General features: G+C 47.1%; 15 protein-coding genes and 1 pseudogene. 14 read left to right on the plus strand and 2 right to left on the minus strand.

The features are described 5' to 3' along the window. Window positions 1–14 precede the first annotated feature (14 nt). The 9 genes and pseudogenes from pbp2a to STRDD12_RS08570 all read left to right on the plus strand — a co-directional run. Entirely contained in the window at window positions 15–2,309 is a 2,295-nt protein-coding gene (gene pbp2a / locus STRDD12_RS06470) for a penicillin-binding protein PBP2A (protein ID WP_066916389.1), read from the plus strand. 41 nt (window positions 2,310–2,350) lie between these two features. After that, window positions 2,351–2,503, plus strand: a complete 153-nt coding sequence (gene rpmG / locus STRDD12_RS08115; RefSeq protein ID WP_082753081.1) for a 50S ribosomal protein L33 — start codon at window positions 2,351–2,353, stop codon at window positions 2,501–2,503. Between the two features lie 8 nt (window positions 2,504–2,511). Continuing rightward, on the plus strand, window positions 2,512–2,694 hold the full coding sequence (gene secE / locus STRDD12_RS06475; protein WP_066916391.1) for a preprotein translocase subunit SecE: 183 nt from the start codon (window positions 2,512–2,514) through the stop codon (window positions 2,692–2,694). 86 nt (window positions 2,695–2,780) lie between these two features. Further along, window positions 2,781–3,320 carry a transcription termination/antitermination protein NusG gene (nusG, locus tag STRDD12_RS06480; protein ID WP_066916393.1) on the plus strand — a complete coding sequence of 180 codons (540 nt, stop codon included), beginning with the start codon at window positions 2,781–2,783 and terminating at the stop codon, window positions 3,318–3,320. Window positions 3,321–3,499: 179 nt separating this feature from the next. Then, a complete protein-coding gene (locus STRDD12_RS06485; RefSeq protein WP_066916395.1) occupies window positions 3,500–3,832 on the plus strand; it encodes a TM2 domain-containing protein in 333 nt (110 codons plus the stop codon). Then, window positions 3,832–4,182 (plus strand): DUF2752 domain-containing protein, encoded by a 351-nt coding sequence (locus STRDD12_RS06490; RefSeq protein WP_082753082.1) that lies wholly within the window; start codon window positions 3,832–3,834, stop codon window positions 4,180–4,182. The genes STRDD12_RS06485 and STRDD12_RS06490 overlap by 1 nt, the downstream gene beginning before the upstream one ends. Before the next feature lie 48 nt (window positions 4,183–4,230). After that, window positions 4,231–6,732 (plus strand): leucine--tRNA ligase, encoded by a 2,502-nt coding sequence (gene leuS / locus STRDD12_RS06495; protein WP_066916397.1) that lies wholly within the window; start codon window positions 4,231–4,233, stop codon window positions 6,730–6,732. A 218-nt stretch (window positions 6,733–6,950) separates the two neighbouring features. Beyond that, complete coding sequence (locus STRDD12_RS08525; RefSeq protein ID WP_269450045.1) at window positions 6,951–7,082, plus strand: hypothetical protein; 132 nt, start codon at window positions 6,951–6,953, stop codon at window positions 7,080–7,082. A 12-nt stretch (window positions 7,083–7,094) separates the two neighbouring features. Beyond that, window positions 7,095–7,226, plus strand: a pseudogene (locus tag STRDD12_RS08570) (isocitrate lyase/phosphoenolpyruvate mutase family protein); the annotation flags it as partial. A 199-nt stretch (window positions 7,227–7,425) separates the two neighbouring features. Here the strand turns inward: STRDD12_RS08570 and hemH are convergent. Next, a complete protein-coding gene (gene hemH, locus STRDD12_RS06500) occupies window positions 7,426–8,385 on the minus strand; it encodes a ferrochelatase (protein WP_066916399.1) in 960 nt (319 codons plus the stop codon). Between the two features lie 516 nt (window positions 8,386–8,901). On the opposite strand from hemH, the gene STRDD12_RS06505 reads away from it, so the two are divergent. Together STRDD12_RS06505 and STRDD12_RS06510 are read left to right on the plus strand one after the other, a co-directional pair. Then, window positions 8,902–9,687 carry a glucose-1-dehydrogenase gene (locus STRDD12_RS06505; protein ID WP_082753083.1) on the plus strand — a complete coding sequence of 262 codons (786 nt, stop codon included), beginning with the start codon at window positions 8,902–8,904 and terminating at the stop codon, window positions 9,685–9,687. 38 nt (window positions 9,688–9,725) lie between these two features. Continuing rightward, window positions 9,726–10,592, plus strand: coding sequence for a GRP family sugar transporter (locus STRDD12_RS06510; RefSeq protein WP_066916401.1), 867 nt, complete (start codon window positions 9,726–9,728; stop codon window positions 10,590–10,592). A gap of 29 nt (window positions 10,593–10,621) precedes the next feature. On the opposite strand, the gene STRDD12_RS06515 is transcribed toward STRDD12_RS06510, so the two are convergent. Beyond that, on the minus strand, window positions 10,622–11,458 hold the full coding sequence (locus STRDD12_RS06515; RefSeq protein ID WP_066916403.1) for a LysR family transcriptional regulator: 837 nt from the start codon (window positions 11,456–11,458) through the stop codon (window positions 10,622–10,624). Between the two features lie 182 nt (window positions 11,459–11,640). Here STRDD12_RS06515 and STRDD12_RS06520 point away from each other — a divergent pair, with 182 nt between their 5' ends. From STRDD12_RS06520 to STRDD12_RS06530, 3 genes are read left to right on the plus strand one after another with little or no spacing between them, the layout of a single operon-like run. Then, window positions 11,641–12,486 (plus strand): aldo/keto reductase, encoded by an 846-nt coding sequence (locus STRDD12_RS06520; RefSeq protein WP_066916405.1) that lies wholly within the window; start codon window positions 11,641–11,643, stop codon window positions 12,484–12,486. 18 nt (window positions 12,487–12,504) lie between these two features. Then, entirely contained in the window at window positions 12,505–13,692 is a 1,188-nt protein-coding gene (locus STRDD12_RS06525; protein ID WP_066916407.1) for a multidrug effflux MFS transporter, read from the plus strand. Between the two features lie 50 nt (window positions 13,693–13,742). After that, the gene (locus STRDD12_RS06530) at window positions 13,743–14,507 is read left to right on the plus strand and encodes a carboxymuconolactone decarboxylase family protein (protein ID WP_066916409.1); all 765 of its coding nucleotides are present in this window, start codon (window positions 13,743–13,745) and stop codon (window positions 14,505–14,507) included. The last annotated feature ends 66 nt before the right edge of the window (window positions 14,508–14,573 follow it).

The following is a 14,573-nucleotide window of genomic DNA, read 5'->3' on the forward strand; positions in this document are numbered from 1 at the left end:
GTTATAATGTCTGTATGAAACTAATGGATTTATTAAAAAAGAAGTTTTTCCCAAAGGCCTACCGTGAGCAGGTCAAGCGTCAGGAAAAACAGGCTGAGTTGGCCCGAAAGCGCCAAGAAGCTCAGGAAGAAAAAGAAGGGCAAGAGCCTAGCTTTCAGCGCCGTCATCAGGAGGAAACTCTTGAAAAACCGTCAGGTTGGAGAGGGGTACTGGCCCGCTTGCGAATACCACGCAATCACCCTATCCGACGCTTTCTTCGCCGTTACCATGTGGGCAAGGTTTTAGCTGCCCTGATAGCCTTTATCGTTTTACTGGTTGGTGGATATCTCTTTTACATCGCTAAGACCACCAATGTCTCTGATTTGCAGGCATCCATGAAGGCCCAAACAGTGATATATGATCGCTCCAATAGCGAGGCAGGGTCGCTTTCAGGACAAAAAGGGACTTATGTCGAGTTGGATAGCATTTCGCAAGATTTGCAAAATGCTGTTATTGCCACCGAAGATAGGACCTTCTATGAAAATAAAGGGATTAACTTTTCGCGCTTTGTGCTAGCACTTGTGACCATGGGGCGTTTTGGGGGTGGCTCGACCATCACCCAGCAGTTGGCCAAAAATGCCTATTTGAGTCAGGAACAGACAATCGAGCGTAAGGCCAAGGAATTCTTTTTGGCCATTGAAATCAATAAGCATTATAGTAAGAGCCAGATTTTGACCATGTACCTCAACAATGCCTATTTTGGCAATGGGGTCTGGGGAGTAGAAGATGCCTCTAAGAAATATTTTGGGGTCAGTGCGAGTCAGCTGACTTTAGATGAAGCAGCGACTTTGGCAGGCATGCTCAAAGGACCGGGTATCTACAATCCGATTTATTCGACGCAGAATGCCACGAACCGTCGCAATACTGTCCTCCAAAATATGGTGGTTGCAAAATTCATCAGCCAGAGTCAGGCCGATGAGGCTGCTCAAGTGGACATGAGTTCCCGCTTGAACGACACCTACACGACAAGCAGTGCAGACTATCGTTACCCGTCCTATTTTGATGCGGTAATCAATGAAGCCATGGAACGGTATGGCCTGAGCGAATCGGAAATTTTGAACAATGGCTACAAGATTTACACGGAACTAGACCAAAACTATCAGGCCAACATGCAGGCGACTTTGGATGATACCAGTCTCATCCCTGTGTCTGACTACGATGGGACGACGGCTCAGGCAGCCAGCGTTGCCTTGGACCCGACAACAGGTGGTGTCCGAGGCCTAGTCGGGCGGGTCAACAGTGATGTGGATGTGACTTTCCGCAGTTTCAACTATGCGACCCAATCCCAACGGAGCCCGGGGTCATCGATTAAGCCTTTGGTTGTCTACTCTCCTGCCGTCAGTGAAGGCTGGAGCATTACCACGTCCTTGCCAAACACCAAGCGTGACTTTAATGGCTACAGCCCTTCTAACTGGGCCAATATTGAGACGGAAGATATTCCTATGTACCAAGCTTTGGCCAATTCTTACAATATCCCAGCTGTTTACACCTTGGATAAAATCGGGGTGGACAAGGCCTTTACCTACGGGAAGAAATTCGGCTTATCCATGTCCAATGTTTCCAAAGAGCTGGGGGTTGCTTTGGGCTCTGGGGTGACGACCAACCCTCTCCAAATGGCTCAAGCCTATAGTACCTTTGCCAATGGCGGGGTGATGAATGACGCCCACCTGATTACTAAAATTGAAAGTGCTAATGGAGAAGTAATTGCCAGTCATAAAGCCAGCAGCAAGCGTATCTTGAGCACTAGTGTCACAGATAAGATGACCAGTATGATGCTGGGAACCTTTTCGAATGGGTCAGCTGTCAATGCCAATGTTTATGGCTATACCATGGCTGGCAAAACAGGGACCGTCGAAACCAGCTTTAATGCAGACTTGACCAGTGACCAGTGGGTGATTGGCTATACCCCTGATGTGGTGATTGCCCAGTGGTTAGGATTTGAAAATACCGATGAAAACCACTATTTGACGGATGCCAGCTCAGGGACGGGAGCGACCCTCTTTCAGGCGGTGGCATCGGGTGTCTTGCCTTATACGAGTGGAACAGCCTTTACGGTTGAAAATGCCTATGTCACCGATGGGCAAAGCTTGACCTATAGCACGGATGCGACGAGCACATCCTCTGATAGTGGCAATACGGGCAATCAAGTCCAGTCCATCTGGAACAGCATAACCGATGGGGCAAACAAGGTCAAAGACAGCGTGGTTAACTCAGGCTTTGGCCAATCGGTAAAAAATGCCTGGGATGGCTTGATGAACGCCTTTAATTAACCAACTTGTCAAAGCTTCGCTTTCATGTTAAAATACAAGTTATGGCACAGAAAAAAGCAAGCCTAGCCTGTACCCAATGCGGGTCAAGAAACTACTCAATCGCAGTTTCGAGCAACCCCAAACCCAAACGGCTAGAAGTAAACAAGTTTTGTAAATACTGCAAGGCCTATACCTTGCACAAGGAAACACGATAGGAGCGGATATGAGATTTATCGGTGGCGTTTTTAGGGTGTTGAGTGACACCACTTGGCCTGATCGCAAGCAACGTTGGCACGATTTTATTTCGATTTTGGAGTACACAGCCTTTTTCACGGTCATTATTTATGCTTTTGACCAACTGATTGAAATGGGTCTCCTACGTGTAATTTCACTTTTTTCCAAATAAAAGGACAAATCGTCAGCATTATGCTATAATACAAAAAAGACAAGGAGTCCTCATCACGAGGGCTTTTTCTTAGTGAAAGGATTATTATGTTAGATTCATTTGATAAGGGCTGGTTCGTCCTCCAAACCTACTCTGGTTATGAAAACAAGGTGAAAGAAAACCTCCTCCAACGCGCTCAAACCTATAATATGCTGGAAAACATTCTCCGTGTGGAAATTCCCACCCAAACGGTTAATGTCGAAAAAAACGGCAAGCGTAAAGAAGTGGAAGAAAACCGTTTCCCAGGTTATGTTTTGGTTGAGATGGTCATGACGGATGAGGCTTGGTTTGTTGTTCGGAACACACCAAATGTTACCGGCTTTGTAGGTTCTCACGGAAACCGTTCGAAACCCACACCACTTTTGGAAGATGAAATTCGTCAAATCTTGATTTCTATGGGGCAAACGGTCGATGTGGTTGACACCAACATCAAGCCTGGAGACACCGTGAAAATCATTGATGGCGCCTTCAATGGTCAAGAAGCCCGTGTGCTTGAAATTGATAAGAGCAAGGTTAAGCTGATGCTGGAAATGTTCGGTAAAGAAACCGAAGCAGAAGTGGAACTTTATCAGATTGCAGAGATTTAAAAAAAGGAGCTTTGGCTCTTTTTTTCTGGCCTTGAACCCGTCTTTATCTTGAGGTTAAGCAGTGCTGTCAATTCTTAAAAGGGAGCTAAATCGTCAAAATGCCGATAGGTCTTGCCAATTGCTATAGGTTATGATACTCTAGATGGGAACATAAAAGAAAAGTTTAAGGAGATTTTTTCATGAACACAGCAGAACAATGGTTAGCCATTAATGCCAAATATTTCCCAGCTGAGCAGTTGCAATATATCCGCCAACGCTTAGAAGTTTTGCCAGAAAACCAATTGCAAATGCTTTATGGGATTAGTTTTCAAGACCCAACCACTCTTTTGATTGTCTCTATTGTAGCAGGTGGTCTGGGAATCGACCGCTTTATGCTTGGTCAAGTTGGTCTTGGTGTTGGTAAACTTTTGACCGGTGGTGGTTGTGGGATCTGGTCCCTGGTTGACTGGTTCCTGATCATGGATGCAACCCGTCAATCAAACGCCCAAAAACTTTACCAAGTCATCGGCTAATGAGAACTTATGCTAAACGCTTGTGGGTCTACCATCGGCGTTTTTTACGTCTTTACGGCTTGCTGATGATTGGGGTTTATGGTGTTTACCTCTGGCACCTCCCGACACCCTTGAGCCTTTTGCTCAAGCCGTTAGGCCTGCATTCCTGGAGTGCTGGCTTGACCCGTGCCAGTGTGCAAGTGATGCAGGGACATTTCTCCGCTGCATGGGCCTATAACCCACTGATATTTCCTTTGCTTGCTTTTATGTTGTCCTATGTCTTTGTCTTTCCGCTCTTGCCTGCAGCCAGACGCCAGTTTGACTGGGAAAATCAGCAGAAAGGGAAGGAAAAAGCGGTTTTTAAATCCTAGGAAACGTGCTATAATGGGGGAGATTAGATTTTTACATGGAGACTGCAAATGGCAACTTACAATCACAAAGAAATTGAGCCCAAGTGGCAAAAATACTGGGCTGACCATCACACCTTTAAGACAGGAACAGATGCCCAAAAACCCAACTTTTATGCACTTGACATGTTCCCCTACCCATCTGGAGCAGGTCTGCACGTAGGCCACCCAGAAGGCTACACCGCGACGGATATTCTCAGCCGTTACAAGCGTGCCCAAGGCTACAACGTCCTTCACCCCATGGGTTGGGATGCCTTTGGTTTGCCTGCAGAGCAATACGCTATGGATACAGGGAATGACCCTGCGGACTTTACAGCGGAAAACATTGCCAACTTCAAACGTCAAATCAATGCGCTTGGTTTCTCCTATGACTGGGACCGTGAAGTCAATACGACAGACCCCAACTACTACAAGTGGACCCAGTGGATTTTCACCAAGCTTTACGAAAAAGGCTTGGCCTACGAGGCGGAAGTTCCGGTCAACTGGGTGGAAGAATTGGGAACAGCTATCGCCAACGAAGAAGTGCTTCCAGACGGAACATCTGAACGTGGGGGCTACCCTGTCGTTCGTAAACCCATGCGCCAATGGATGCTGAAGATTACAGCTTACGCAGAGCGCTTGCTCAATGACTTGGATGAGTTGGATTGGCCAGAGTCTATCAAGGACATGCAACGCAACTGGATCGGAAAATCAACTGGTGCCAATGTCACCTTTAAAGTGAAAGGGACAGATAAGGAATTTACCGTCTTTACGACACGTCCGGATACCCTTTTTGGTGCGACCTTCACTGTTTTGGCGCCTGAGCATGAGCTGGTGGATGCCATCACAAGTCCTGAACAAGCTGAGGCTGTTGCTGACTACAAACACCAAGCCAGCCTCAAATCTGACTTGGCTCGGACCGACCTTGCCAAGGAAAAAACAGGAGTTTGGACAGGTGCTTATGCAGTTAACCCTGTCAATGGCAAAGAAATCCCTATCTGGATTGCGGACTATGTTCTTGCTAGTTACGGAACAGGTGCTGTCATGGCCGTACCTGCCCACGACGAGCGTGACTGGGAATTTGCTAAACAGTTTGGTCTTCCAATCATCGAAGTCCTAGAAGGTGGTAATGTAGCAGAAGCTGCCTATACAGAAGACGGCCTTCACGTCAACTCTGGCTTCTTGGATGGCTTAAATAAAGAAGAAGCGATTGCGAAGATTGTTGCTTGGCTGGAAGAAAAAGGCTGCGGTCAAGAAAAAATCACCTACCGTCTCCGTGACTGGCTCTTTAGCCGTCAACGTTACTGGGGAGAACCTATTCCAATTATTCATTGGGAAGATGGGACTTCAACAGCTGTTCCAGAAAGTGAACTCCCACTTGTCTTGCCAGTCACCAAGGACATCCGCCCTTCAGGCACTGGGGAAAGTCCATTGGCTAACTTGACCGACTGGCTGGAAGTGACTCGTGAAGATGGGGTCAAGGGTCGCCGTGAGACCAATACCATGCCACAATGGGCAGGTTCCAGTTGGTATTACCTTCGCTATATCGACCCACATAATACGGAAAAATTGGCCGATGAGGACCTCCTCAAGGCTTGGCTTCCTGTTGATATCTATGTCGGTGGTGCGGAGCACGCCGTGCTTCACTTGCTTTACGCGCGTTTCTGGCACAAATTCCTCTATGACCTTGGTGTCGTTCCAACTAAGGAACCCTTCCAAAAACTCTTTAACCAAGGAATGATTTTGGGTACCAGCTACCGGGACCACCGTGGGGCTCTTGTGGCGACTGACAAGGTTGAAAAGCGGGACGGTTCCTTCTTCCATGTGGAAACAGGAGAAGAGTTGGAGCAAGCACCTGCTAAGATGTCTAAATCGCTTAAAAACGTGGTCAACCCAGACGATGTGGTCGACCAATACGGTGCGGATACCCTTCGGGTCTATGAAATGTTCATGGGGCCACTGGATGCTTCCATCGCTTGGTCTGAAGAAGGTCTGGAAGGAAGTCGTAAATTCCTTGACCGTGTGTACCGTTTGCTCACAAGTAAAGAGATTGTTGCGGAAAATAGCGGCGCTCTGGACAAGGTCTACAACGAAACCGTCAAAGCTGTCACCGAGCAAATTGAATCCATGAAGTTCAACACGGCTATCGCCCAACTCATGGTCTTTGTCAATGCAGCCAACAAGGAAGACGAGCTCTACGTGGACTATGCCAAAGGCTTTATCCAATTGCTTGCCCCATTTGCCCCTCACTTGGCAGAAGAACTCTGGCAAACCGTGGCAGGGACAGGCGAGTCCATCTCTTATGTGGCTTGGCCAAGATGGGATGAAAGCAAACTCGTCGAAGACGAAATCGAAATCGTCGTTCAAATCAAGGGTAAAGTCCGTGCTAAACTAACCGTAGCCAAAGACCTTTCCCGTGAAGAATTGCAAGAAGTGGCTCTGGCTGACGAAAAAGTGCAAGCAGAGATTGCGGGCAAGGAAATCGTGAAAGTGATTGCGGTACCAAATAAATTGGTTAATATTGTTGTAAAATAACCAACTTATTTGTTCATTTCCAACCTCAAACAGTTTCACAAACTGTTTGAGCCAACTAAACTCGTTAACATTGTCGTTAAATAACGAGTTTATTAGCCCTATCTACCACCTTCAATGGTCCACTGGATTATTGAAGCTAACCAAACTTGTGAATATTGTCGTGACATAAGAAATGAAAGGAAGCCTACAGGCTTCTTTTTTAACATAAGGAGCTAGCAATGCCTGTAAAGGAATTTGAACAAAGAACTGGAGGACTGCTCATGACAGACAAAGAAAAACAAATCCAACGTGCACAGGATTTTCAAGCTCTGCACAAGAAGGGTGATTTGCTCCTGCTACCCAATATCTAGAATGTCGGTTCGGCCCTGGTTTTTGAAAAGGAGGGGGCAAAAGCTCTGGCTACTTCTAGTGCTGGTATCGCTTTTGACCTAGGCTATCCGGATGGTGAGGATATTACCTTACGGGTAAAAAAGGAAATGTGGAGACCCAGTTAAAACGAGTTGAGGACATCCAGTCTGTGAGCTTGAAATGAGACCATGCCATGAAAAGTCCATCTTAAATAACTTTCAAAAAACAAAAAGAACTGTGTCTTCTGGTTAGGATTTTAGTCTCTAACCGTGGACGCAGTTCTTTTTGAAAGAGAGTTAAAGAAAAGAAAGTGGCCGTCCTTTCGATACTGGATGGAGCGACCTGCTAGAAATACCGGCGAACCAGCTGTGCCAGGAGAGCGATGTGGTCAGCTTGTGCATTGAGGGCTGGGATGTAGCGGAAGTTCTTGCCCCCTGCTTCTAGGAAAGTCCGACGGTTGGTGATGGCGATTTCTTCTAGTGTTTCTAGGCAATCTGCCGCAAAGCCTGGGCAGATGACAGCCAATTTATCGATGCCTTGTGCTGGGAGGGTGGCCATGGTCTCATCCGTATAAGGTTTAAGCCAAACCTCGCGGCCAAAGCGGGATTGATAAGAAAGCAACCATTGGTCGTCTGCTAATCCTAACTTCTGCGCGACAAGTTCAGCTGTTCGCTGACAATGCTTGGGATAATAATCCCCTTCGTCTGCGTAACGCTGAGGAATCCCGTGAAAGGAAAAGAGCAAGGTTTCGTCCTCAGCGAGATGGATGCTGTCAGCCAGAGCTTGGATGTAGGCAGGGTGGTCATGGTAGCTGTGGATAAAGTCAAAGGGAGGAATCCCTTTTTTCTTTGCGAAATAACGGCTGAAGGCATCTAGGCCAGTTGCCGTCGTGGTTGAGCTATATTGGGGAAAAAGCGGAAGCAAGATGAGGTGGTCCACTCCTTGGGCCAAGAAATCATCGAGGATATCAGTGATGTTGGGGTTACCGATGACCATAGCTTCTTTGACAATAGTTGACTGACCTGTTTGGTCAAGTTGTTCTTGGAGGGCCTTTGCCTGTGCTTGCGCAATTAAGGCTAAAGGAGAACCGTCCTTGGTCCAGATGTTTTCGTAGAGGTGGCGAATCTTGTGAGGGCGCCGGGGCAAAATAAATCCGTGAAGGGCAGGCAACCAGTAAAAACGGTTGAGGTCGATAATGCGCCGGTCAGAGAGAAAGGGTTTGAGAAAGGCGCGAATGCCTTTAGGAGTTGGGGCATCAGGTGTCCCAAGATTGATGAGTAGAATACCGTGTTTTTGTCTAGACATGTGAGCTTTCCGTGGTAGAAGGCCATATAGGCGAAAGGATAGGATGATTCTCTATTATCTTATCTTGTTTTTAAGGAAATGACAAGTTGCCATTTATTGACATGCCATCACTTGTGAAAATGCTACCTGTCGCAAAAAAACACTCAGGAAGTCCTATACCGCCTGAGTGTTTTTGCAATGTAAATCAGTCAAGAAACAGGGGTCATGTCAGACCATTTGTGTTCTTACCTTTCATCTACTAGTGTAAGCCATCTACCAAAAAATGACAAGTCTTTTAGGAGTAAAAATAAGAAAAAGTATAGATATTGACATTTTTGTAACAGCAAAAAGGCTAATTTGCTTTAAATAGCAGGTAAATAATTTCTTCGTAGGTTGAAAATTGACATAACCCTTGAAAAGAAAAATCACCAAAAATTGACCCCTTTTCTTTTTTGGAGGTCTGGTGAGCATTCTGGAGAGCCGATGGGCCTTTTCGTGCTACAATATGAGCATCAAAACGAAGAAAGAGGAAATCTTATGTACAAGGAATTACAAGGAAAAACAGCTGTCGTAACAGGGGGTTCTAAAGGAATCGGGACAGCTATTGCCAAACGTTTTGGCGCTGAAGGTATGAACGTGGTGGTCAATTACTATTCCGATAGTCAGGGCGCTGAAGAGGCAGTTCGTATCATCGAAGAAGCAGGCGGTAAGGGTTTGGCTGTTCAAGCTAATGTCGGCCAAGAAGCCGGTGTGCAAAAATTATTGGATGCTGCTGTTGAAAAGTTTGGTGGTTTGGATGTCTGGGTCAATAATGCGGGTGTGGAAAACCGCAGTGCCACAACGGAACTCAGTTTGGATGATTGGAATCGCGTCATCACCACAAACCTGACGGGTGTTTTCTTAGGTGCCCAAGCTGCCTTGCGCTACTTTACTGAAAACGGCAAGAAGGGAAATATTATCAACATGTCCTCAGTCCACGAACAAATCCCTTGGCCTGGCTTTGCCCACTACGCTGCGTCAAAAGGTGGGGTCAAGCTCTTTACGGAAACCATTGCCATGGAATACGCTAAACAAAATATCCGTGTCAACAATATTGGTCCTGGGGCAATCAACACCCCAATCAATGCTGAAAAATTTGCCGACCCTGTCCAGTATGAAGAAACAGCTGGTATGGTGCCTATGCACCGCATCGGGGACCCAGCAGAAGTCGCTGCAGCCGCAGCATGGTTGGCATCGGATGAGTCTAGTTATGTGACGGGAATTACGCTCTTTGTGGATGGCGGTATGACCCTTTACCCAGCTTTCCAAGATGGCAAAGGCTAAATGACACAAGGGATTAACCTGTAAGAAAAGGAGAAAAGATGTCTCTTCAATCTATTTTATTGGCCTTGGTGCCTGCTTTGGGCTGGGGGATTCAGCCGATTTTTCTACGCAAAATTGGTGGGGATGCGACAAATGGCATTCTAGGATTTGGCCTCGGAGCTGTGGTGATGGGGCTGGTGGTGCAAATGGTTTTGGCTCCAGCAAGTATTTCCTGGTCGGCCTTTGGCATTGCCTTTTTATCTGGGATGTTTTGGGCCTTTGGTCAATCAGGTCAGGTGAAGGCCTACGATATTATCGGTGTGTCAAAAACTATGCCTATTTCGACGGGGCTACAGCTGGTTGGGACCTCTTTGATTGGGGTCTTGGCCTTTGGCGAATGGGCCAGTCTGACGAGTAAGCTCTTTGGCTTTTTGGCTATTGCCCTTTTGGTATTTGGAGCCTACCTGACATCGGTAAGTCCTCAAGAAGCAAAGTCAGACCAAGGAAGCCTTTTGAATGGGGTGCGTTTACTGACAGTGACCAGTATCGGTTACTGGGTCTATAGTGCTGCCCCACGTTTGGTGAATGCCAATGCCTTGTCTATCTTTCTTCCTCAGATGTTGGGGATTTTGGTGGGAGCTCTTCTGTACACGGCCATCTCTCGGCCGGCTGCCTTTAGAGAAAAAGAAAGCTGGTTATCAGGCTTTGTCGGTCTGATTTTCGGAGTAGCTTCACTGGCTTATATCTTCTCGGCTCAGGCCAATGGGGTGACAGTGGCCTACATTCTCACCCAGCTTAATGTCGTGATTGCCACCTTGGGTGCGGTTTTCATCCTTCGGGAAAAGAAAAGCCCAAGCCAAATGCGCCTCACTTATCTCGGACTCCTGCTCATTGTTGGAGCTAGCGTTATTACTGTCTTTTTATAGAAAGCTAAGACCTTGCCAGTAGCAAGGTCTTATTTCTTTGGTGAGAATAGGCTGATATCAAATCTGTCCCCTTTCGTCACGAGGTAATAGGTGACCTGAGCTTGCGGGTCACTGATGGGAATCACCTTGCGCTTGTCTCTGATTTGATGCCTTTTTCGGCTGTAATCGGTGGTAAAGCGTGGGAGGTTGGAATGCTGAACCAATTCTTCGAATTCGAAGCGGTTGGTTTGCACCAGAAACTTGGAAGCTGGCATCTCTTCATGCACCAAGTCGTCCCAAAAACCAATCTGATTCATGAGGAGGAAATTGTAGCCATTGAGGTCCTGAAAGGTCACCTGGTCATAGTCAGCTAGGGCATGGTCTTTTGTGACGGCGATAAAAAGATTTTCTTTCAGGTAAGGCAAGCAGTGAGCTCCCTCTTCCTCATAGGGATAGGGGAGAATGGCCAAATCAACCGTATCATTTTCCAGGCTAGCCAAGACCTCTGTTTCTTTTCCAATCTGTTGGTGGAGGTGCTTGTGGGGAAAAGAAGCGCTCAACTGAGGAAGCAATTCCCAGAGTGGGGCTGGAGCGACAGAAGCGACACGAATGGTCTTGAGACCCAGGTCAAATTGGCGCACTTCCTTGATGCCCTGCTGGCTGGTTTGCAAGATGCGACGAGCGACGCTGACTGCAGCTTCCCCTGTTTCATTTAATGCAATGCGGTTGGCGTTACGGTCAAAAAGCGTCACACCAAAATCTTCTTCTACCTGTTGCATGGCACGCGAAAGGGAGGGTGTTGAGATATGGAATTTCTCTGCAACTTTTGATAGGGTGCCTAATTCTTTAAAGGCAACCAGTTGCTCCAGTTCTTCTAAGTTTAGCATGAACATCTCCTTTTAGACTCAATGAAAATCATCAGCAAACTAGGAAGCTGATCTGGTTTGAAGAGATTTTCAAAGCGTAGTAGTTTTCATTTTATGAAAACTAGCTTCCTGTATTGCTAGTGTACAAAATGAGGGGCAAGTTGTAAACTAGAAACATCAAGAGAACGAGGGAGTTGTCAAATATGTTTTACAAAACCTTAAATAATCAGGTCAAAATGCCCCAACTTGGTTTTGGTGTTTACCAAACCCCTGTGGATGAAACCAAGCAGGCTGTTCTTGAAGCCATCGAAGTCGGCTATCGCTCCTTTGATACGGCCCAAGCTTATGGCAATGAAGCAGGTGTTGGTCAGGCTATTCAAGCCTCTGGTTTGCCACGTGAAGAATTTTTCATCACAACCAAGATCTGGATCACCAACGCGGGCTATGAGAAAGCCAAGGCCTCTATCGCAGAATCCTTGCGCAAATTGCAAACTGACTATATCGACCTCTTGCTCATCCACCAACCCTTTGGCGATTACTATGGCAGCTACCGAGCCATGGAAGAAGCCTACAAGGCTGGGAAAGTAAGAGCGATCGGGGTTTCCAACTTTTCCCCAGACCGTTTCATTGATTTACAGCACTTTGTCGATATCAAGCCTGCCGTCAACCAAATCGAAACCCATGTCTTCCAACAACAAAAGCTAGCCAAAAGCTATTTGGACAAATACCATTGCCAGATCGAGTCATGGGGACCTTTTGCCGAAGGGCGCAATGACTTCTTTAACACCCCTGTCTTGAAAGCAATTGGGGACAAATACAGCAAGTCAGTCGCTCAAGTCGCCTTGCGTTTCTTGTTGCAAAGTGACGTGGTCCTGATTCCCAAGTCAGTCCGCAAAGAACGCATGCAGGAAAACTTTGATATCTTTGACTTTGCATTAACCGAGGAGGACATGCAGGCTATTGCGGCTCTGGATCAGGAAAAATCGCTTTTCTTTGACCATCAAGACCCTGAGACGGCAGAGTTCTTCATGAACCTAGCCGATAAGTAAACAGGTAAAAGGAGAACCATGAAAAACAAATCTTTTCTCATCATTTCTGGCCTACTCATGGCCTTCACCTCACTGTCGACGGATGTTTATTTGCCCGCTATGCCTACTATGGAAAAAGAACTGGGTGGGCAAGTGGAGTTGACTGTGACCGGTTTTTTGGTGGGCTTTGCCCTAGCCCAGTTGGTCTGGGGACCTATCAGTGACCGGATCGGGCGGAAAATCCCTCTGTATCTAGGTTTTGTGATCTTTATTCTTGGATCTTTGGGTTGTGCGCTGTCGACGGATATGACCCAGGTCATCATCTGGCGGGTCTTTCAAGCTTTTGGAGCCTGCGTGGGGCCGATGTTAAGTCGGGCCATGAGTCGCGACCTGTTTGACAGTCGAGAAGCGGCCCAGGTGCTATCGACCCTCATGATTATCGCAGCAGTGGCCCCTATCCTAGGCCCCTTTATCGGTGGCTTTATCGTTAGTTTTACGAGTTGGCATGTGATTTTTTACTTTATGGCGCTGGCTGGGACCCTCATGCTCTATGGGGTTTACCGTTTGCCTGAGACCTTGCCAAAAGAAAAAAGAGGCCACATAAGCCTGCTAACGTCATTTAGCAACTACGGGCAACTCTTGACCAATCGCTCTTTTATGCTCTACACGCTCTGTGTGACCTTTTACTATGTGGGCGCCTATGCCTTTATCACAGGTTCTTCCACGGTTTACATCACCTATTTCCATGTGCCTGAACAGGATTACGGCTTTTTGTTCGGGGTCAATGTCTTAGGGATTGTCGGGCTCAATCTCTTTAACAGACGTTTGGTGGAGCGTTTTTCACTGAGGTTCTTGTTGCGTTGCGCTAGTGTCATCGCTCTCGTAGCTAGTCTGGCCTTGTGGGGCCTCAATCTGGGCAATGGGTCTAGTATTTGGACCTTGGCCATCCCTGTCTTTTTCGTCTTTAGTATGAATGGGATTATCGCTGCCTGTAGCAATGCGGCGGCTCTAGCTTTTGTCTCTGACGAGATGACGGGCTCCGCTTCGGCCTTACTCGGTTCCCTCCAATACGGGAGTGGGATTCTCTCGTCAGCACTTTTGGCAAGCTTTGCAGCGACAAACGGCCACCCTGGCGCTATGGTGACCATCATCTTGGTCTCTGTTGCCCTCGCCTTCTTGACGACCTTGCTAGCCAAAAATGTCCCACAAATCAAAAAGAGTGTCTGACTTGGTCGGGCTAAGTCGATGTGATTGCAAGTAATGAAAGGAAATAAGATATGACAGCTATAAAACAAACGGCAGGACGAGATGTCTTGGGGGATTTTGCTCCCAACTTTGCCCATTTCAATGATGATGTTCTCTTTGGTGAAAATTGGAATGATCGGACGATTCCATTAAAAACACGGGCTATCATCACAGTTGTCGCTCTGATGGCTCAGGGAATAACGGATAGTGCCATGGTGCACCATTTGGAAAATGCCAAAAAAGAGGGGGTTAGCCAAAAGGAAATAGCAGCGATTATTACCCATACGGCCTTTTATGCAGGGTGGCCGAAAGCCTGGGCAGTTTTCAATCTGGCCAAAAAGATTTGGCCTGTCGAAGAAGCAGAAGGCAAAGCCCGCGATAAAGAGGCTTACCAAGCGACACTTTTCTTTCCCATCGGTGAAAAAAATACAGCTTTTGCAGATTACTTCAGTGGCCAGTCTTACTTGGAGCCAATTGCAGAGGAGGCCTTCCCTGTTTTTAATGTGACCTTTGAGCCTGGGTGTCGCAATCATTGGCATACGCATAAGGCTAAAGCAGGTGGTGGGCAGTTGCTCATCTGTGTCGGTGGCGAGGGGTATTATCAAGAATGGGGCAAACCAGCTCTCAAACTGCTCCCTGGGGATACCGTTACCGTTCCTGCAAATACCAAACATTGGCATGGGGCCAGTAAAGACCAGTGGTTTTCTCATCTAGCCTTTGAGATTCCTGGTGAAGCGACCGAAACGACTTGGCAGGAGCCGGTGTCCGAGGAAGATTACCTGAAAGCACAAGCCTAGAGGCGTAAAAAATTGACAGGCTTTGGAAGAGTCTGTGCCTCTTGTCCAAGTTGTTTAGCTTTTACT

The sequence above is a fragment of the Streptococcus sp. DD12 genome, assembly GCF_001578885.1.
Classification (GTDB): Bacteria; Bacillota; Bacilli; order Lactobacillales; family Streptococcaceae; genus Streptococcus.